General features: G+C 69.6%; 17 protein-coding genes. 13 read left to right on the top strand and 4 right to left on the bottom strand.

Annotated elements, in window-relative coordinates; translation table 11 throughout:
• Nucleotides 1–34: 34 nt before the first annotated feature.
• Nucleotides 35–430 carry a RidA family protein gene (locus AC0B44_RS12405; protein ID WP_471903254.1) on the bottom strand — a complete coding sequence of 132 codons (396 nt, stop codon included), beginning with the start codon at nt 428–430 and terminating at the stop codon, nt 35–37.
• Nucleotides 431–563: 133 nt separating this feature from the next.
• Here AC0B44_RS12405 and AC0B44_RS12400 point away from each other — a divergent pair, with 133 nt between their 5' ends.
• Nucleotides 564–1535 (top strand): helix-turn-helix transcriptional regulator, encoded by a 972-nt coding sequence (locus AC0B44_RS12400; protein ID WP_471903182.1) that lies wholly within the window; start codon nt 564–566, stop codon nt 1533–1535.
• Between the two features lie 48 nt (nt 1536–1583).
• On the opposite strand, the gene AC0B44_RS12395 is transcribed toward AC0B44_RS12400, so the two are convergent.
• Nucleotides 1584–2036, bottom strand: coding sequence for a PaaI family thioesterase (locus tag AC0B44_RS12395; RefSeq protein ID WP_471903181.1), 453 nt, complete (start codon nt 2034–2036; stop codon nt 1584–1586).
• Between the two features lie 286 nt (nt 2037–2322).
• On the bottom strand, nt 2323–3030 hold the full coding sequence (locus AC0B44_RS12390; RefSeq protein WP_471903180.1) for a hypothetical protein: 708 nt from the start codon (nt 3028–3030) through the stop codon (nt 2323–2325).
• Nucleotides 3031–3213: 183 nt separating this feature from the next.
• Between AC0B44_RS12390 and AC0B44_RS12385 the strand changes: the two genes are divergently transcribed.
• The 7 genes from AC0B44_RS12385 to AC0B44_RS12355 all read left to right on the top strand — a co-directional run bounded on the left by AC0B44_RS12385 (nt 3214) and on the right by AC0B44_RS12355 (nt 10535).
• Nucleotides 3214–4635: a FecCD family ABC transporter permease gene (locus tag AC0B44_RS12385; RefSeq protein WP_471903179.1), complete on the top strand. Its 1422-nt coding sequence runs from the start codon at nt 3214–3216 to the stop codon at nt 4633–4635.
• Between the two features lie 155 nt (nt 4636–4790).
• Complete coding sequence (locus AC0B44_RS12380) at nt 4791–5786, top strand: FecCD family ABC transporter permease (RefSeq protein ID WP_471903253.1); 996 nt, start codon at nt 4791–4793, stop codon at nt 5784–5786.
• Nucleotides 5783–6670, top strand: coding sequence for an ABC transporter ATP-binding protein (locus AC0B44_RS12375; protein WP_471903178.1), 888 nt, complete (start codon nt 5783–5785; stop codon nt 6668–6670). Before AC0B44_RS12380 ends, AC0B44_RS12375 begins: the two co-directional genes overlap by 4 nt.
• A 70-nt stretch (nt 6671–6740) precedes the next feature.
• Nucleotides 6741–7160: a BlaI/MecI/CopY family transcriptional regulator gene (locus tag AC0B44_RS12370; RefSeq protein ID WP_471903177.1), complete on the top strand. Its 420-nt coding sequence runs from the start codon at nt 6741–6743 to the stop codon at nt 7158–7160.
• 13 nt (nt 7161–7173) lie between these two features.
• Nucleotides 7174–8124: a M56 family metallopeptidase gene (locus tag AC0B44_RS12365; RefSeq protein WP_471903176.1), complete on the top strand. Its 951-nt coding sequence runs from the start codon at nt 7174–7176 to the stop codon at nt 8122–8124.
• A gap of 49 nt (nt 8125–8173) precedes the next feature.
• A complete protein-coding gene (gene gndA / locus AC0B44_RS12360; protein WP_471903175.1) occupies nt 8174–9625 on the top strand; it encodes an NADP-dependent phosphogluconate dehydrogenase in 1452 nt (483 codons plus the stop codon).
• Nucleotides 9626–9632: 7 nt separating this feature from the next.
• A complete protein-coding gene (locus AC0B44_RS12355; RefSeq protein WP_471903174.1) occupies nt 9633–10535 on the top strand; it encodes a DMT family transporter in 903 nt (300 codons plus the stop codon).
• Here AC0B44_RS12355 and AC0B44_RS12350 read toward each other — a convergent pair.
• Complete coding sequence (locus tag AC0B44_RS12350; RefSeq protein ID WP_471903173.1) at nt 10486–11115, bottom strand: class I SAM-dependent methyltransferase; 630 nt, start codon at nt 11113–11115, stop codon at nt 10486–10488. The genes AC0B44_RS12355 and AC0B44_RS12350 overlap by 50 nt on opposite strands.
• 351 nt (nt 11116–11466) lie before the next feature.
• On the opposite strand from AC0B44_RS12350, the gene AC0B44_RS12345 reads away from it, so the two are divergent.
• The 5 genes from AC0B44_RS12345 (at nt 11467) to AC0B44_RS12325 (ending at nt 19084) form a co-directional block, all read left to right on the top strand.
• Nucleotides 11467–12882: a hemolysin family protein gene (locus AC0B44_RS12345; protein ID WP_471903172.1), complete on the top strand. Its 1416-nt coding sequence runs from the start codon at nt 11467–11469 to the stop codon at nt 12880–12882.
• Nucleotides 12879–13970: a hemolysin family protein gene (locus tag AC0B44_RS12340; protein WP_471903171.1), complete on the top strand. Its 1092-nt coding sequence runs from the start codon at nt 12879–12881 to the stop codon at nt 13968–13970. The genes AC0B44_RS12345 and AC0B44_RS12340 overlap by 4 nt, the downstream gene beginning before the upstream one ends.
• Nucleotides 13967–14899, top strand: coding sequence for a 3-methyladenine DNA glycosylase (locus AC0B44_RS12335; RefSeq protein WP_471903170.1), 933 nt, complete (start codon nt 13967–13969; stop codon nt 14897–14899). The genes AC0B44_RS12340 and AC0B44_RS12335 overlap by 4 nt, the downstream gene beginning before the upstream one ends.
• Nucleotides 14900–14975: 76 nt before the next feature.
• A complete protein-coding gene (locus AC0B44_RS12330; RefSeq protein WP_471903169.1) occupies nt 14976–17159 on the top strand; it encodes a malate synthase G in 2184 nt (727 codons plus the stop codon).
• Nucleotides 17160–17347: 188 nt separating this feature from the next.
• Complete coding sequence (locus AC0B44_RS12325) at nt 17348–19084, top strand: substrate-binding domain-containing protein (RefSeq protein ID WP_471903168.1); 1737 nt, start codon at nt 17348–17350, stop codon at nt 19082–19084.
• Nucleotides 19085–19086 lie beyond the last annotated feature (2 nt).

The following is a 19086-nucleotide window of genomic DNA, read 5'->3' as shown; positions in this document are numbered from 1 at the left end:
GTCGGTGCCCGGCGCGGGCGGAACCGTGGTTGCGTCAGGCGACAGCGGTACCTTCGAGTTCGATCATCTGGCCGGGTATCGCCAGCCGCACCACGCCGAGCATCGTGGTGGCCGGTGCTGCCTGGGCGGCCGCGAGCCCTGAGGCGAGCACGCCGTAGTGCTGGAAGAGCAGGTCGACGTCGGTGGTGTAGACGTTCAGCCGGACGAGGTCGGAGAGCGACATGCCCGCTTCGGCAAGCACGCCCTCGAGATTGTCCAGACTCAACGCGATCTGTGCCGCCATGTCTCCCTCGTGCTGCGGAGCGCCGTCGGCGTTCATTGCCGTCTGCCCGGAGCAGTACAGCGTCCGTGTGTGCCCGCTGACCACCTCACCCTGATTGAACCCCATCTCCACCGACCACGTCACCGGGTTGAGGACCGTTCGTTCGATTGTCACTTCGGCTCCATTCGGATCCTGCGGGGCGCGTCCCCCGATTCCTCGACACCGCCGACGCGGCGTCGCTCATGGAGCCTTCCGCTGAATCACGACACCTTGTGTCAGGTATTCGGTAACGTCCCGATTCGTGCGGGCCGACCGGTTGGTGTCTCTGGTGCTGCTGCTGCGTCAGCGCGGACGGCTGACGGCAGACGTCCTCGCCGATGAACTCGAGGTGTCGGTCCGCACCGTCCTGCGCGACATCGAGGCGCTCTCCACCGCGGGTGTCCCCGTGTATTCCGAGCGGGGCCGGCACGGCGGGTTCTCGTTGCTTCCCGGGTTCCGGACCCAGCTCACCGGGCTGAACCACGACGAGGCTCTGTCTCTGCTCGCTTCCGGTTCCGGTCAGGGCGGGCAGATTTTCGGACTCGGAACCGCTCGTGCGTCGGCGGTGCGGAAAATCGTCGATGCACTCCCCGAAAGCCACCGGATCGCCGCGAGCAATGCCGCCCGACGATTGCTCGTCGACCCCGAGACCGACCTGCTCTCCCGCCGCACGGCCGGCGACGAGGTTGCGGGCCCCATCCTGGTCGCGGTCCGGAATGCAGTCCTCGGCGGACAGAAACTGCGCCTGCACTACGCCTCCGGGGCCCGGGCACCGCGGTGGCGCACGGTGGACCCGATCGGTCTGGTCACGGTGCGGGACAAGGCCTACCTGCTGGCCACCGAGTCCGGCTCCGACAGGACGCTGTGGATCTCACGGATCCTCGCTGCCCACGAGATGCCGGAACCGGCGGAGCGTCCGGATCGGGTCGACCTGGCACGCATCTGGGCGGAACGCTGCGCCCGGTTCCTGTCCGAAGACCACATCACCGTTGCTGTACGAGTCGACCCGGCGCGACGGGACGACCTGCTGGACATGGCAGAAGCCGTCCGCACCGAGGAAGCCGAAGCCGAGGGCCGGTTGCTCTTGGAAGTCACGTTTCAAGACCTCCGGCACGCGGAGTGGGCGCTGTGGCAACTCGGCACCGGCGCCGAGGCGCTCGCACCGCCGGAACTCCGCGCCTGTTTACGTACCCGCGCACAGTGGGTTGCGGATCGCTACCGGGATCCTGCGTGAACCGGCGCGAGCGACCCGAGCAGGTACCCGGGCCGGCCGGCTGCGTGGTCAGTTGCCGAGATGCGCGGCGTCGGTGATGTTCGCGAGTCGCACCTGGCCCTGAGCGACGAGGCGATCCTGCTCGTCGGAGATGGTGACCTTCCAGAGTTGCTGGGTGCGGCCGCGATGCACGGGGGTACCGGTCGCGGTGAGAACACCCTCGCGGGTGGCACGGAGAAAATCGGTGTTGTTGTTGACACCGACGACGGTGCCGCGGTCGGCGAACCACGCGGAGCCACCCACGCTCGCGAGCGTCTCGATCACCGCGCAGTACACGCCACCGTGGACGATTCCGAACGGCTGGTGCTGGTTCGGAGTGACCGTCCAGCGCGCCGCCACCCGGTCGGGGCCGATCTCGAGGAATTCGAGGCCGAGGGCGGTGCCGAACCCGGTGCCGTTGAGTGCGGTGGCGGCGGCCGGGTCGTGCAGCGAGGTGGGGTCGAGCCGGGGCTGATCGGTCATGCGGTCTCTCCGTTGCGTGCGAGGCCGCGCCCGGGGGATCCGGGCGCCGGTGGCCACCGAGTGATGGTAGGGCATCGCGGTTTTCGGTCACGTTCCGTGTTTCGGTGCGCGGTGCGTCTCGCCGGCAGCCATCCCTGGATATACGCACATTCGAATACGCACAACGGCGGGTCCCACGATGACTCGTGGGACCCGCCGTCGGCTGGACCCGGGAATCACTGCAGCCCTCAGGACTCCGGCGCGGTCCGTTACTGCGCGAACACCCCCACTATAGGCAAGCCTGCCCTTATTTCACAAGACTTCGGACCGGATACCCGGCCGCGACGAACGCGTCGAGAAGAATCTGCCCCCTGCGCGCGGCGACCCGCCGGGATCCGCCACCGAGGAGTGGCAGTTGCGCCGCACCGGTCACCACAGACCGTCCCACCATCGCCCAGAATCGCCGGCCGCCGAGGGGTGCGCACCGGCAGACGGCGCTATGTACCGCCGTCAGGGCAGTGACCGCCCGATGCGCGGTCCACACGGCCATCGCCTCCTCGCACGGCAGCACCACCACTTCGTCCGCCTCGGCGGCGCGGTCGTCCGGAAGGACCCGCAGCGTGTCGTCGGCGACGCCCGCCCAGTCGATGCAGCCGTCGCTGTCCTGATGCAGCCACAGATTGTCCAGTCCCGAATCCCACACGCGGCCTTCCAGTACGTACGGCGCGAGCACGCGTCCGGTCACCGCATGGATGAGCGCCGCGGCAACCTGTTCCGCAGCGATGCGAGAATCCCCGACGTCTTCGAGCGCGCGGGTGTGGAGCAACTCGATGCGGTGCGTGCGCTCCATGCCTCCGAGGTACCACCAGCGTCGCCGCGGTTCCTCGTCCACGCACGCCACCGCGTACACGCGCGGCGTTCCCGGGGTGAGTGATTCGAGTCGGCGGCGCGTGTCGTCGAATGCGCGGACGGGGGTGGGGGTGGCCGCGGGCGACGGCAGCAGCAGGGTCGTCATCCGACCTCCTGATCGACGGGGATGTTTCTTAGGTAAGGCTAACCATGTCACCACGGGGCGACCGGGCGCAACCTCTCCCCGTTCCGATACCGGGCACCCTCCCGCCGCCACATAGGATTCCGTAACCTAACTCCTAGATCCGCAGTCCCACTCGCGATCCCTCCCGAGGAGCACCCCGCGCACGTGACCACTTCCCCCCGTGATGTCGCCGCACCGGCATCACCCACCGCCCCACCCAGCCGGGCACGACGCATCGCCGCCGACCTCCTCGACCTCGCCCTCGTCGCTCTGCCGCTCGCCGTCGGCGCCTTGGTGGTCGACACCCTCGGTGACGCCTACGGAGGAGGGCAGGCCGATCGCCTCGTCTTCGGGACCGCCGCCGTGCTCATCGCCGCGACGGTGCTGTGGTGGAACCGTGGTCTGCGCGAAGGCCGTACCGGACAGAGCCTGGGCAAACAGTGGCTCGGCCTGGTCACCCGCGACGCGGTCACCGCCGCACCGGCCGGCGCGCGGGCCGCACTCCTGCGGCGCGGTACCGAAACCGTCACCGTCAAGGCCGCCATCCACGACGGTTTCGCACCCCGGCCCGCCGACACCAGCCTGCCCGCGATGCGCCGACGACGACTCCTCGGGCTCGCCGTGCTCGCGGTCCTGCTCGTGCTCGTCGTGTTCGCCAGTGTCGCCGTCGGCGCGCGGCCGATGTCCTTCGCCGAGGTGTACCACGCGATAGCCGTCAACGACGGCACCGAAACCGACCTGATCGTGCACTCGCTGCGCATCCCCCGCACCCTGCTGGCGCTGATCGTCGGCATCGCGCTCGGCGTCGCCGGTGCCCTCATCCAGGGCCACACCCGCAACCCCCTCGCCGACGCCGGACTGCTCGGCATCAACGCCGGCGCCGCGTTCATGGTCGTGCTCGCCATCTATCTGTTCGGCGTGACCACTCCCGCCCAATACCTGTGGTTCGCGTTCGCCGGTTCGATGCTCTCGAGCATCGTCGTGTTCGGGTTCGCCTCCATCGGCAACGGCCGCTCGAGCCCCCTGAGCCTGGCCCTCGCCGGCGCCGCCGTCGCCTTCTTCCTGCAGGCGATGATCCAGACCATCGTGCTGCTCGACCAGACCAGCCTCGACGGCTACCGGTTCTGGGTGGTCGGGTCCGTCGCCGGACGCGGCATGGACGTGCTCTGGCAGGTCCTGCCGTTCCTGATCCTCGGCCTGGTCATCGCGATCGCCGGGACACCCGCGCTCAACGCGCTCAGCCTCGGCGACGACGTGGCCCGCTCGCTCGGCACCAACGTCGTGCTCACCCGCGTCGTCGGCATCGTCGCCATCACCATCCTCACCGGCGCCGCCACCGCAGCCTGCGGCCCGATCGCCTTCGTCGGCCTGATCGTCCCGCACATCGCTCGCGCGATCACCGGACCGGACTACCGGTGGCTGCTCCCCTACGCCGGGCTCCTCGGCGGGGTGCTGCTCGTGCTCGCCGACGTGCTCGGCCGCATCGTCGTGCGGCCCGGCGAACTGCAGGTCGGGATCGTGCTCGCCCTCATCGGTGCCCCGTTCTTCATCGCCCTGGTGCGCCGCCGGAAGCTGGTGGCCCTGTGACCTCGACACCGCCCACCACCACCGGCGCCGACACCGCAGCCGACCCGCCGCAGCACCCCGCACCCCGGCGCCGCTCCCCCATCCGGATCTCCACCGCGGTACCCGGCCGGCACGCATTCCGCGTCGGACGTTTCTCGGTGGTCTGGCGTGGCCGCATGGTGCTGGTGTGTGCGCTCATCGCCGCGGTCACCTTTCTGCTCACCTGCGTGTCCCTCGGGCGCGGCGACTACCCGCTGTCCGTTCCGCAGGTCATCGAGGTGCTGTTCGGCGGCGGCGCCCGCCTCGACCGGTTCATCGTCTTCGACCTGCGATTGCCCCGTGCGGTCGGCGCCCTGGTCGTCGGTGCGGCACTCGCCGTCGCCGGCGCGATCACCCAATCGCTCTCCCGCAACGCCCTGGCCAGCCCCGACATCCTCGGCATCACGGCCGGAGCGGGCGCTGCCGCGGTCGCCCTGATCGTCCTCACCGGCGGCGGTTCGGTCGTGGGCCTGCTCGCCGCGCTCGGGTTGCCGCTCGCCGCCCTCGCCGGCGCACTGCTGACCGCCGCGGTCATCTACGTGCTGGCCTGGCGCAACGGCGTCGAAGGATTCCGCCTCGTCCTTATCGGCATCGGCATCAACGCGATGCTGCTCGCCCTCACCAACTGGATGCTGGTCTCCGCCGACATCAACGACGTCTCCCGCGCCCAGGTGTGGCTCACCGGCTCCCTGAACGGCATCTCCTGGAACCAGGTGGTCCCTGCCGCCCTCGTCCTGCTGGTGCTCGGCGCGTGGGCCACCGTCGCCTCGTTCACGGTCGGCGCGATGCGTCTCGGCGACGACACCGCCCGCTCCCTCGGTGTGCCGCTGCAAACCCAGCAGGCCCTGCTGCTGATCATCGCCTGCACCCTCGCGGCTGTGGCGACGGCCGCCGCCGGACCCGTCGGCTTCGTCGCCCTCGCTGCACCCCAGATCGCGGTGCGGCTGGTCAAATCCGCCGGACCACCGATCATCGCCTCCGCGCTGACCGGCGCGCTGCTCGTCGTCGGGGCCGACCTCATCGCCCGTACCATCCTGCCGGTGCCGTTGCCGGTCGGGTTGGTGACCTCCGCGCTCGGCGGCCCGTTCCTGCTGTACCTGCTCGTGCGCTCCAACCGGAAGGTCTCCGCGTGACCGACACCCACACCCCCGCCACCCCGGGCGCCGAACACCCCGAGGCCACCCCGGCGACCCGTCTGGTCGCCGAACACGTCGGGCTCGGCTACGGGGACCGGCTGATCATCGACGATCTCGACCTCGAGATCCCCACCGGCGTCGTGACAACGATCATCGGACCCAACGGCTGCGGCAAATCGACCCTGTTGCGCTCCCTGAGCCGGCTGCTCAAGCCCCGCACCGGGCAGATCCTGCTCGACGGGCACAACATCACCACGATGCGCACCCGCGACGTCGCCCGCGTCCTGGGCATGCTGCCGCAGGCGCCGATCGCACCCGAAGGGCTGACCGTCGCCGACCTCGTCGCCCGCGGCCGGCACCCCCACCAGTCGTGGCTGCGCCAGTGGTCCTCCGACGACGAGGGCGAAGTCGCCACCGCCCTGGCCCAGACCGGCATCGCCGACCTCGCCGACCGGCCGGTCGACGAACTGTCCGGTGGTCAGCGCCAACGCGCCTGGATCTCCATGGCACTCGCGCAGGGCACCGACATCCTGCTGCTCGACGAACCGACCACCTACCTCGACCTCGCCCACTCGGTGGAAGTGCTCGACCTCGTCGACCGGTTGCACAGCGAACTCGGCCGCACCGTCGTGATGGTCCTGCACGACCTGAATCTGGCCGTCCGCTACAGCGACCACCTCGTCGTGATGAAGAACGGGCGCATCGTGCGCTCCGGCCCACCGTCGGAGGTGATCTCCGCCGAACTGCTCGCCGAGGTGTTCGACCTCGACGCGTCGGTGATCGAGGATCCGGTCTCCGGGCGGCCGTTGATCATCCCTATCGGTACCCGGCACGTGTACGGCGCCGTCGGGGGTCCCGTCGCCCCCACCGAAAACCCCTGATCACACCCCACACAGGGCTACGACCACGGGTAGTACGCACAAACGTCGGAGAATTCCGTAGAATCGGACCATGGCAGCACTAGGCGAACTCGAACGAGCAGTGATGGACCACCTGTGGTCCGCCACCGAACCCCAGACGGTCCGGCAGGTCCACGAAGCCCTGTCCACCCGCCGCAACCTGGCATACACCACCGTCATGACCGTGCTGCAACGCCTCGCGAAGAAAAACCTGGTCGTCCAGCAGCGTGACGACCGCGCCCACCGCTACGTGCCCGTCCACGGCCGCGACGAACTCGTCGCCAGCCTCATGGTCGACGCCCTCGACCAGGCCGACGAAACCGCCGGCCGCGCCGCAGCCCTGGTCCACTTCGTCGGCCGCGTCGGCGCCGACGAAGCCGAAGCTCTCCGCGCCGCGCTCGCCGAACTCGAATCCCAGCAGGCGGGAAACGCCGCCGACCTGGGCGAACACGGCGCCGGACGCGCAAGCTGACACACTCGGTGCCGTGAACGCCCTTACCGCGCTGTTCTTCGGAACACTCGCGCTCCTCCTCGTGGGCCCGGTGCCCCGGCTGCTGGCCCGTGCCACGTGGCCGCACCGCAACCCGCGGGCGGCGCTCGTGCTGTGGCAAGCGATCGCGCTGGCGGCCGTCCTGTCCGCGTTCAGTGCCGGTCTGGCGATCGCCAGCCGACTACTCGTTCCCGGAGCCGACGGCCGGCCCACCACCGAACCGCTCCGCGAGATCGAAGCCCTCGGCTTGCCGCTGTGGCTGACCTACGTCGTGGTGCTGGCCCTGACCCTGCTCATCGGCGCGCGGCTGATCTACTCGATGCTGCGCGTCGCGGTGCGCACCCGACGCCGCCGGTCCCGGCACCGGATGCTCGTCGACCTGCTCGACAGCAGCGGCACCCGCGACGTCGTCCGCCGGCACCCGCACATCCGGATCCTCGACTCCGCCGACCCGATCGCGTACTGCCTGCCCGGCCTGCGTCACCGGGTGGTCCTCAGCGCCGGCACCCTCGACAACCTCAGCGACGCCGAACTGCGCGCCGTCCTCTGCCACGAGCACTCCCACCTCCGGGCCCGCCACGACCTCGTCCTCGAAGCCTTCACCGCCGTGTACGAGGCGTTCCCCCGGTGGGTGCGCTCCGGTTCCGCGCTCGGCTCCGTGCAGACCCTGGTCGAAATGCTCGCCGACGACTCCGCCGTCAAGGTCACCGGGCCGACCCCCCTCGCGCGAGCATTGGTGGCCTGCGCCGGCACCAACACTCCCAACGGAGCTCTCGCCGCCGGCGGGCCGAGCACCGTGCTGCGGGTGCGCCGCCTCGCCGATCCGGGACCCGACCTGCACATCGCCGTCGCCGCATACATTGCCGCCGCCGCGATCCTCGTGGTCCCCACCGTCGCGGTCGCCGTGCCGTGGCTGACCGAGCTGAGCCGCCTGCTCACCCACTGACTCGCGCGTCCGATTTCGATCCCACCCCGTTTCGGGGGAAGCTGTAAGCATGACCGTCGAACACACCGCGACAGCCCAAGCCCAGATCGGCGTGACCGGCCTGGCCGTCATGGGGTCGAACATCGCCCGCAACTTCGCCCGCAACGGTTACACCGTCGCCCTGCACAACCGCAGCATCGGGAGAACCGACGCGCTGCTCGCCGAGCACGGCACGGACGGCAACTTCGTGCGCACCGAAACCGTCGAAGAGTTCGTCGCCGCCCTCGAAAAGCCCCGCCGCGTCCTCATCATGGTCAAAGCCGGCGACGCCACCGACGCGGTCATCGGCGAACTCGCCGACGCGATGGAACCGGGCGACATCATCATCGACGGCGGCAACGCCCTCTACACCGACACCATCCGCCGCGAAGCCGCCCTGCGTGAACGCGGCCTGCACTTCATCGGCGCAGGCATCTCCGGCGGTGAAGAAGGCGCCCTCAACGGCCCGTCGATCATGCCCGGCGGCCCCGCCGAGTCCTACGCCGCAGTCGGCCCGATGCTCGAAACGGTCGCCGCCCACGTCGACGGCACCCCCTGCTGCACGCACATCGGCCCGGACGGCGCCGGCCACTTCGTGAAGATGGTGCACAACGGCATCGAATACGCCGACATGCAGCTCATCGGCGAGGCCTACCAACTGCTGCGCGACGCGCTCGGTCACGACGCCGCGGCCATCGCCGACGTGTTCTCCGAATGGAACACCGGCACCCTCGAGTCGTACCTCATCGAGATCACCGCCGAGGTGCTGCGTCAGACCGACGCCGAGACCGGCAAGCCCCTCGTCGATGTCATCGTCGACGCCGCCGAGCAGAAGGGCACCGGCCGCTGGACCGTCAAGTCGGCCCTCGACCTCGGTGTCCCCGTCACCGGCATCGCCGAAGCGGTGTTCGCGCGGGCCCTGTCCGGCTCCCGCGACCAGCGCGCCGCTGCCCGCGGCCTGACCGGCGGCACCCTCGGCGCCGCCCCCACCGACGCCGCCCAGTTCACCGAGGACATCCGCGCGGCACTGTATGCATCGAAGATCGTCGCTTACGCGCAGGGATTCGATCAGATCGCCGCCGGTAGCGCCGAATACGGCTGGAACGTCGACCGCGCCGCACTCGCCACCATCTGGCGCGGCGGCTGCATCATCCGCGCCCAATTCCTCAACCGCATCAAAGAGGCCTACGACGCGGACCCCGACCTGCCCAGCCTGATCCTCGCCCCGTACTTCCGGGACGCGATCGAAGCCGGCATCGACAGCTGGCGCCGGGTGGTGGTCACCGCGACCACGCTGGGTATCCCGATTCCCGCGTTCGCGTCGTCGCTGTCGTACTACGACGGGTTGCGTGCCGAACGGCTCCCCGCCGCCCTGACCCAGGGACAGCGCGACTACTTCGGGGCGCACACCTACGAGCGGATCGACAAGCCGGGCAAGTTCCACACACTGTGGAGCGGCGACCACAGCGAAGTCAGCGCCTGACCTCGCCGTGAACGGCATCGCGGCAGCATCCGTGGCCTGCGCGCTCGGCGCCGCGGTGCTGTTCGCGATCTCCGGAGTCACCCAGCAGCAATCCGCCGCTGCCGTCCCCGAAGGCGGCAATCTCGTCGCCAGGTTGCTGCGCAATCCCCGCTGGTGGGGCGGCGCGGTCAGCGACACCGCCGGCTATGGGCTGCAGATCGCGGCACTCGCCCTCGGCTCGGTGCTCGTCGTGCAACCCCTTCTGGTGAGCTCACTGTTGTTCGCGCTGCCGCTGGCCGCCTACTTCGGGGGGTACCGCCTCACCCGCCGCACCTGGATACTCGCCGCCGCGCTCTGCGTGTCGCTCGCGGTCTTCCTGCTCGTCGGCAATCCCGCCGCGGGCACCGTCGACGCGGCGGCGACCCGTTGGGCGGTGCCCCTCGGCGCCGTCCTCGCCGCCACCGCGGTGGCCGTGGCGCTCGGCTCCACGGCCCGGCTCACCCCCGGTGTGCGCGCCGGCCTGCTCGGCGCTGCCGGCGGTCTCCTGTACGGGGTGGTGGCGGCCTTCACCAGACACGTCACCGACCTGTTCGAGAACGGACTCGGCGCGGTGCTCACCTCCTGGCAGGTCTGGGTGCTCGCCGCCGCCGGGATCGGCGGCTACTACCTCCAGCAACGTGCCTTCCAGGTCGGGCCGCTGTCCGCGTCCCTGCCCGCCCTCACCATCGGTGAACCGCTCGGCGCGGTGTTCCTCGGGATGGTGGTGCTCGGCGAACGACTCCAGGCCGGCGGGCCCGCGCTGATCCTCGTCGGCGCCGCGGTGCTCGTCATGATCGCCACCACCGTCGCACTGTCCCGTGTCGAGGCACCGACGGAGACCGTCACGAAGCCCGCGACAGCACCGCCACCAGAAAATCCGACTCGTCGGTGAACGGACGCAGATCCCACGTCCCCAGCGTCAGATCCACCGCCAGGCCGGCGCGCTCGGCGTCCGCGAAGAACTCCGCGAACTCGTAGTCCCGCCCGGCGCCGAACCCGATCACGACGCGCCCGGCCGGAGCGAGATGCCGGACGAAGCCGGCCAGGACCGCCTCGCGCGTCACCGGCGCCACGAACGTCATCACATTGCCCGCGCACACGATCAGGTCGAACTCGCCTGCCACTCCCCGCGCCGGCAGATCCAGTTCGGCGAGATCGCCGACGAGCCACTGCGGTCCGGGATGGTCCTCTTCCGCCGCGGCGATCAGCACCGGATCCACATCCACCCCGACCACCTGGTGCCCGGCGCGGTGCAGGTATCCGCCCACCCGGCCCGGACCACACCCGGCGTCGAGCACCCGGGCCCCGCGCTCGACCATCGCGTCGACGAGCCGGGCCTCACCGGAGGTGTCGCGCCCCTGCGCCGCCAGGTCCCGGAACCGTTGCACGTACCAGGCCGAATGCGACGGGTCTGCCGCGGTGATTTCTTCCCACTTGCTCGGAATACGTTCACCCGGGGTGCCTGCAGTCATCGTAGATACTCCTTCGTCCGAGAGGGGCGGTACGGATCCGTTCCGCGGTCCTGCCCACACCGTAAGCCGAAGCTCCCCTGAGCGGCGCACCCACCACCGGACGGGTCCCGCTTCGGCGCCGCGGCGACAACACCGCACCCGCTCAGTAGAATGAGGACTTTCATACGACGTCCGGGCACCGAGGTTCGCTGCCCGCCCCGGACCAGACGAAAGGAACCCGGTGCCCGCGGCACCCTCTTCCCGCAGTTCAGAACCCGAAGCCACAGCGGAGCCCGACTCCGCCGGACCGGAGGGCTCCCCTACCGAGCCGGGTGACCACCCCGGCGCAACCCACCACCCACGGGAGCGGATGTGACATCCGTGATCGTGTCCGTCCTCAGCCTGGTCGGCTTTGTCGCCTTGACCGCCGGGACCGCACTGTTCGTCGCGGCCGAATTCTCCCTCACCGCCCTCGAACGCAGCACCGTCGATGCCGAAGCCCGGGACGGCGACCTCCGCGCCCGGCAGGTGCAGCACGCGCACCGCACCCTGTCGTTCCAGCTCTCCGGGGCACAACTCGGCATCACCATCACCACCCTGATCACCGGCTACCTCGCCGAACCCGTCCTCGCCCGGTTCCTCAACCCGGTGATGAACGCGATCGGACTGAGCGAGTCGACCGCCGGGACCGTGTCGCTGATCCTCGCGCTGATCATCGCCACCTCGTTCTCGATGATCTTCGGCGAACTCGTCCCCAAAAACCTCGCTATCGCCCGCCCCCTGGCCACCGCCCGCGCCACCGCCGGGCTGCAAGCCGGGTTCTCCCTCGTCTTCAAGTGGGCCATCAACGGACTCAACGGCAGCGCGAACCGCATCGTGCGGCGCCTGGGCATCGAACCGGCCGACGAACTGCCCTCGGCGCGTTCGCCGCAGGAACTGGGTTCGCTCGTCCGCGCGTCCGCCGTCAGCGGTGCGCTGGACGAAAGCACCGCGCAACTCGTCGACCGGTCGTTGCAGTTCGGTGAGCGCACCGCCGCGGACCTGATGACTCCGCGCGTGACCATCGAGTCGCTCGACCTCGACGACACCGTCCTGGACCTGATCGACCTGTCCGATCGCACCGGATACTCCCGGTTCCCGGTCGTCGACGGCGACCTCGACGACACCGTCGGTGTCGTCCACGTCAAACACGCGTTCACCGTCCCGGCCGCGGCGCGCCCCACCACCGCGGTCCGCGCCCTGGCCCGCAAGGTGCCCATCGTCCCGTCCACGCTCGACGGCGACGCGGTGATGGAACGGGTCCGCTCCGACGGCATGCAGGTCGCGCTCGTCGTCGACGAATACGGCGGCACCGCCGGGCTGGTCACCATGGAGGACCTCATCGAAGAAATCGTCGGCGACGTCCGGGACGAACACGACGAGCCGGAACTGGACGCGCATCTGCACGGCGACGGCTGGTCGTGCGCGGGTCTGCTCCGCACCGACGAACTCGCCCGCCTGACCGGCTACCAGGCCCCCGAGGGGGACTACGAGACGCTGGCCGGACTGTTCCTCACCGAACTGGGACGGATCCCGGACGTGGGCGACGAGATCGTCCTGCCCGCCCGCCCCGGGGAAGAACACCGGCCCTGGTACGCACAGATCCTGGAAATGGACGGCCATCGCATCGACCGGGTGCTGCTCGTCCCCGGCGAACTGTCCGAGGCCACCGACCACGACCCCGACGAACACGACCCCGACGCGACCACGGACCCCGACCGGACGACACCGGACGGAGAAACCCGATGAACGACTGGATCGCCGTCGCCCTCACCGTCGCCCTGCTCGCCGGCAACGCCTTCTTCGTCGGCGCCGAATTCTCCCTCATCAGCGCCCGCCGCGACCGGCTCGAAACACTCGTCGCGCAAGGCAAGCGACGAGCCCAGACCGTCGTCGACGCCGGGGAACACCTGTCGCTGATGCTCGCCGGATCCCAACTCGGCATCACCATCTGCTCGATCCTGCTCGGCCGCATCGGCGAACCGGCGATCGCGCACCTGATCGAATCGCCGCTCCACCTCGTCGGGCTCCCCGACGCGTGGCTGCACCCCATCGCATTCACAATCGCACTGAGCCTGGTGGTGGTACTGCACATCCTGCTCGGCGAGATGGTGCCCAAGAACATCGCCATCGCCGGTCCGGAACGCACCGCCATGCTGCTCGTCCCGATCCACCTGATGTTCATGCGACCCGCCCGGTTGCTCATCGCGTTCTACAACGTGTGTGCCAACGGTGCGCTGCGGTTGATGCGCGTCGAACCCAAGGACGAACTCGAAGTCACCGTCACTGCACTCGAACTGTCCGAGATGATCGGCGAGTCCCGGTCGGAAGGTCTGCTCGACGAGGAACAGCACCGCCGCCTCACCCGGGCACTGAGCACGAGCAACCGCACCGTCGCCGACGTCATGATTCCGCTCGCGTCCGTGCGGACCGTCCCGGTGACCGCGAACGGCACCACCACGCTCGGCGCGGTCGAGCAGGCGGTCATCGCCACCGGGTTCTCGCGCTATCCGGCGCGCACCCCGTCCGGCAAGATCAACGGGTACGTCCACATCAAGGATGTTCTCGATCTGGTCGGGGACCCGAATTCCGGGCCCGACGCGGTCATCGCCGCCGACACCGTCCGGCCACTGCCCTCGCTCCGACCCGGGGTGGCACTCGACGAAGCGCTGTCCGTGCTCCGCCGCACCAGCTCGCACCTCGGCAGGGTCGTCGACGCCGCCGGCACCGTGATCGGGATCGTCGCGCTCGAAGATCTCGTCGAGGAATTCGTCGGCACCGTGCGCGACGCCACCCACCGCGTCGCGGACCCGTCCCCGGAGCGCCGTACCCCATGAGCGGGGCCCGCTCCGAGGCACCCGCGACGATCCTCACCGAGGCGGAGTGGACCGGTCGCCGCGATCGGCACCACGCCGCGGTGGACGCCCTGCTCGCCGGCCACCTGCGCCGGCGCGCGGCGCACGAGACCCATCCGGTGCACGACTTCCTGTTCACCTACTACAACTACCGGCCCAGCAAGTTGCGGTTCTGGCATCCTGGTTACGGGACGATCCTGCTCGGGTCCGCGACCCGTGATTACCGCGACCATCCCCACTACGAGAGCATCGTGGTGGACGGTGAACGCGGGGTGCGGGTGACCGACGCGGTGCTCGCCCAGCGGTCGGGCACCGTCGATTTCGTGCACGGCCTGCTCGCGGCCACGGCGTCCCGTCCGGCGCAGCTCGGCTGCTTCGGCCTGCACGAATGGGCGATGGTGTACCGCACGGACGACGACGGAGTGCGGCATTCGTCGGTGCCGTTGCGGCTCGGCCGCGAGGGTACGGATCTCGTGGTGGAATCAATGCAGTTGCGATGCACCCATTACGACGCGTTCCGGTTCTTCACCCCCGACGCGGCACCGCGCAACGCCTCGGCCCTCACCCCGGACAGCCGACTCGCCCGCGAGCAACCCGGCTGCCTCCACGCCGGCATGGACCTCTACAAGTGGTCCTTCAAGCTCTCCCCACTCGTCGATTCCGACCTGGTGCTCGAGTGCTTCCGACTGGCCTCGGCGGCGCGTGAACTGGACATGCGAGCCAGCCCGTATGATCTGAGCGACTACGGCTACACGCCCGTCGCCATCGAGACTGCCGCCGGACGCGCACAGTACGTCCGCGAGCAGTCGGCGCTCACCACTCGCGCCGCAGCCCTCCGAGAGGACCTGCTGAATCGATGCACCGCCCTGCGCGCGTGTCGACCCGACACCTCATTTGCTACCGGCGGGTAACATAACTGGAGTTTTTCGTGCAAGCATCCGCGGCGCTGCCGCCGCGGACGCACCGCAACCGGAAAGAGTGAGGCTAATGACAGAGCGCGTGCAAATCGGTGGACTCCACATCGCCAAGGTTCTCTACGACTTCGTCAACGACGAAGCGATCCCCGGCACGGGGATAGATGCAGCCGCGTTCTGGGACGGTGCAGACAAGATCATCCACGATCTCGCTCCCAAGAACCGCGAACTGCTCGCCAAGCGCGACGACCTTCAGAGCCGCATCGACACCTGGCACCGCGACCGGGCCGGACAGCCCCACGACGCCGCCGCCTACAAGGCGTTCCTCGAGGAGATCGGGTACCTCGTCCCCGCCCCCGAACCGTTCGAGATCACCACGGCGAACATCGACAGCGAGATCGCCACCACGGCCGGACCTCAGCTCGTCGTTCCCGTCCTCAACGCCCGTTTCGCCCTCAACGCCTCCAACGCCCGATGGGGTTCGCTCTACGACGCGCTCTACGGCACCGACGCGATCCCCGAGGACGACGGCGCCGAGAAGGGCACCGGATACAACAAGGTCCGCGGCGACAAGGTCATCGCCTGGGCCCGCGACTTCCTCGACAAGGCCGCACCCCTCGCCTCCGGATCCCACACGGGCTCGACCGCCTACGTCATCGACGGCGACGCACTGAAGGTCACCCTCGCCGACGGCACCGTCACCGAACTCGCACAGCCGGAGAAGCTCGTCGGCTACCTCGGCGACAAGAGCGCCCCCACGTCCGTCCTGCTGCGCAACAACGGCCTGCACATCGAGATCCAGATCGATCCCGAGTCGCCGATCGGCAGCACCGACGCCGCCGGCGTCAAGGACGTCGTGCTCGAGTCCGCCGTCACCACGATCATGGACTTCGAGGACTCCGTCGCCGCCGTCGACGCCGAAGACAAGGTCATCGGCTACCGCAACTGGCTCGGCCTCAACCGCGGCGACCTGTCCGAATCGTTCGCCAAGGGCGGCAAGACCCTCACCCGCACGCTCAACCCCAACCGGGTGTACACCGCGCTCGACGGCAGCGACCTCGAACTGCACGGCCGTTCCCTGCTGTTCGTCCGCAACGTCGGACACCTCATGACCAACCCCGCGATCCTCGACCGCGACGGCAACGAGGTGCCCGAGGGCATCCTCGACGCGCTCGTCACCAGCCTGTGCGCCACCCACGGCCTCCACGGCGACGACGAGCACGGCCCGCTGCTCAACAGCCGCACCGGTTCGATCTACATCGTCAAGCCCAAGCAGCACGGCCCCGAAGAGTCCGCCTTCACGACCGAACTGTTCGGCCGCGTCGAAGAGATCCTCGGACTGCCCACCAACACCCTCAAGGTCGGGATCATGGACGAGGAGCGCCGCACCACGGTCAACCTCGCCGCCTGCATCCAGGCCGCATCCGACCGCGTCGCCTTCATCAACACCGGCTTCCTCGACCGCACCGGCGACGAGATCCACACCTCCATGGAGGCAGGCCCTGTCGTCCGCAAGGCCGCGATGAAGCAGCAGAAGTGGATCGCCGCCTACGAGGACTGGAACGTCGACACCGGCCTCGCAGCCGGCCTCCAGGGCAAGGCCCAGATCGGCAAGGGCATGTGGGCCATGACCGACCTGATGCACGACATGCTCGTGCAGAAGATCGGCCAGCCCAAGGCCGGCGCCAACACCGCCTGGGTTCCGTCCCCCACCGGCGCGACCCTGCACGCCACCCACTACCACGAGGTCGACGTCTTCGCCGTTCAGGACGAGCTCAAGGGCAAGACCCGGGCCACCCTCGACGACATCCTCACCATCCCGCTCGCCGAGAACCCGAACTGGACCGACGCCGAGAAGCGCGAAGAACTCGACAACAACTGCCAGTCGATCCTCGGGTACGTGGTGCGCTGGATCGACCACGGTGTCGGCTGCTCCAAGGTCCCCGACATCCACGACGTGGCACTGATGGAAGACCGCGCCACCCTGCGCATCTCCAGCCAACTGCTCGCCAACTGGATCCGCCACGGCGTCGTCGACGAAGCCGAGGTCATCGCCTCGCTCGAGCGCATGGCTCCCGTCGTCGACCGCCAGAACGAAGGCGACGCCACCTACCGGCCGATGGGACCGGACTTCGACAGCAACATCGCGTTCCAGGCAGCCAAGGAACTCATCCTCGAAGGCACCACGCAGCCCAGCGGCTACACCGAGCCGATCCTGCACCGCCGTCGCCGGGAGTACAAGGCCAAGTTCGCCTGATCCGCACGCCACGTTCGCGGAGTACCGACTCCGGCGCCCCACGTGCACGCAGGGCCCCGATCCGATCCGGACCGGGGCCCTGCCCCGTACAGACCCGCGGCGGGTACGACGCCGAATCGGTCGACACTAGACTGGTGCAGAAGGTCCGAAAAGACCGGATCCACGACGAAAACGAGGCGGACCCAGACGTGAGCGGCAGACATCGCGGCGGCGGCGCGCGCGGCATCAGCAGAAGCTTGATCGTGATGGTCGTGGCAATCGTCCTGCTCGTCGTCGCCGTATTCGGCTGGTTCCGTCTCCGCGACCGCATCGACCGGCAGGGCGCCGACGCAGCCGCCGCTTGCGTCGAGGGCGACGCCGTGCTGCACATCGCTGCCGACCCGCTCATCGCACCGAGCCTGATCGCCCTCGCCGACCGGTGGGCCACCGACGTCGCGCCCGTCATCCGTGACCACTGCATCAGCGCACAGGTCGTCCCCACGGACTCCGCCCCGGCCGCCGCAGCTCTCGGCGCCGGCGAATGGAACGCCGAACTCGGAGCCGAGCCCGCCCTGTGGGTGCCCCTCGATACCCGTTTCGTCGAAAAAGCGGCCGCAGCCGTCGACGGACAAGCCCGTTCCCTGGCCATCTCCCCCGTCGTCCTCGCCGTGCCGGACGACCTGGGTCGGGCCCTGACCGGTTCAGCTGTGGGTTGGGACGACCTGCCCGCACTCCAACGCGACCCGGTGGCCCTGCGCGCGGCCGGACTCGAGGCCTGGGGCCGGCTGGCGCTCGCGCTGCCCACCGGCGCACACACCGACGCAACAACCCTCACCCTCGAGGGCGTGGCTGCCGCGGTCACCGGCGCCGGCGCAGGGCCACTCACTGTGGAACAGGCCGAGTCGCCCGCTGCCGTCACCGCAGTCACCGAACTGGCGCTCGGCGCCAACGCACTCGGACCCACCGCCGGACCGACCACCACCGACGCGCTCTCCGCGCTCGGCGCCCAGCCCGACGTCGCGGCGCCGGTGCACGCGGTGCCCGTCATCGAACAACAGCTGTACACCGCGCTCGACGACGGCGAGCTGAGCGGCCTGTCGGGTTATCTGCCCTTCGGCGCCGCCCCGGTCACCGACTTCCCCGCTGCCGTCGTGGACGCGCCGTGGGTCGACGAGACACTCGCACGCGCCGCGGCCGAGTTCGTCGACTACCTCCGCAAACCAGAACAGACAGAGGTGCTCGTCGACAACGGCTTCCGGGTCGGCGACGCAGTGCCCGCACCGGTGGGCGACATCCGCCTCCCCCGCGTCGACTCCACCCTCGTTCCCGCCCCCGGCGCGGTCGCCGCCGCACTGCTCCGCACCCGCATCGAACCGGTGCCCCCCAGCAAGATCACCATGGTCGTCGACACGTCGCAGTCGATGTCCACGGCGAACGGTGACGGCACCCGCCTGACCCACACCGCCGACGCGCTCGACCTCCTCGTCCGCCGCTCCCCCGACACGTCGGTGATCGGCATGTACGTCTTCTCCGACACGGCGCCGGGCTACCGGATCGCCGTGGAACGCGACGGACTGACCGCAGCGAAACGAGCGGCGCTCGGCACGGCACTCGACACCGTCACGCCCACCGACGACGAACCCGTAGGCGCAACTCTCGCTGCTGCCTACCGCGACGCGGTGGACAAGTACGACCCCACCCGCCCGAACTCCGTCCTCGCCGTCATCGACAGCGACGACACCGATGTGGCCGGGTTGCTCGCCACCATCGACGAACTGGCCACCCCCGGCAAGCCGGTCCGGATCGACCTGGTCGTGCTGGGCGACGCCGTCACCGATCTCTCCACCCTGCAGACCGTCGCCGATCGCACCGGCGGAACACTCGAGACCGTCCCCTCCACGCAGGGCGACGCCCTCGTCGACATCATCCGGAAGCTGGCGTCCTGACC

The organism is Rhodococcus sp. NPDC019050 (assembly GCF_055664235.1).
Note: the sequence above shows the minus strand (reverse complement) of the source record. Positions and strands in the feature narration are given on the sequence as shown.

Coding starts and splice junctions, on each gene's coding strand:
- AC0B44_RS12395 (WP_471903181.1), bottom strand. CDS start 2,036: ATGACCGATCAGCCCCGGCTCGACCCCACCTCGCTGCACGACCCGGCC.
- AC0B44_RS12390 (WP_471903180.1), bottom strand. CDS start 3,030: ATGACGACCCTGCTGCTGCCGTCGCCCGCGGCCACCCCCACCCCCGTC.
- AC0B44_RS12380 (WP_471903253.1), top strand. CDS start 4,791: ATGGTGCTGGTGTGTGCGCTCATCGCCGCGGTCACCTTTCTGCTCACC.
- AC0B44_RS12370 (WP_471903177.1), top strand. CDS start 6,741: ATGGCAGCACTAGGCGAACTCGAACGAGCAGTGATGGACCACCTGTGG.
- gndA (WP_471903175.1), top strand. CDS start 8,174: ATGACCGTCGAACACACCGCGACAGCCCAAGCCCAGATCGGCGTGACC.
- AC0B44_RS12350 (WP_471903173.1), bottom strand. CDS start 11,115: ATGACTGCAGGCACCCCGGGTGAACGTATTCCGAGCAAGTGGGAAGAA.
- AC0B44_RS12340 (WP_471903171.1), top strand. CDS start 12,879: ATGAACGACTGGATCGCCGTCGCCCTCACCGTCGCCCTGCTCGCCGGC.
- AC0B44_RS12335 (WP_471903170.1), top strand. CDS start 13,967: ATGAGCGGGGCCCGCTCCGAGGCACCCGCGACGATCCTCACCGAGGCG.
- AC0B44_RS12330 (WP_471903169.1), top strand. CDS start 14,976: ATGACAGAGCGCGTGCAAATCGGTGGACTCCACATCGCCAAGGTTCTC.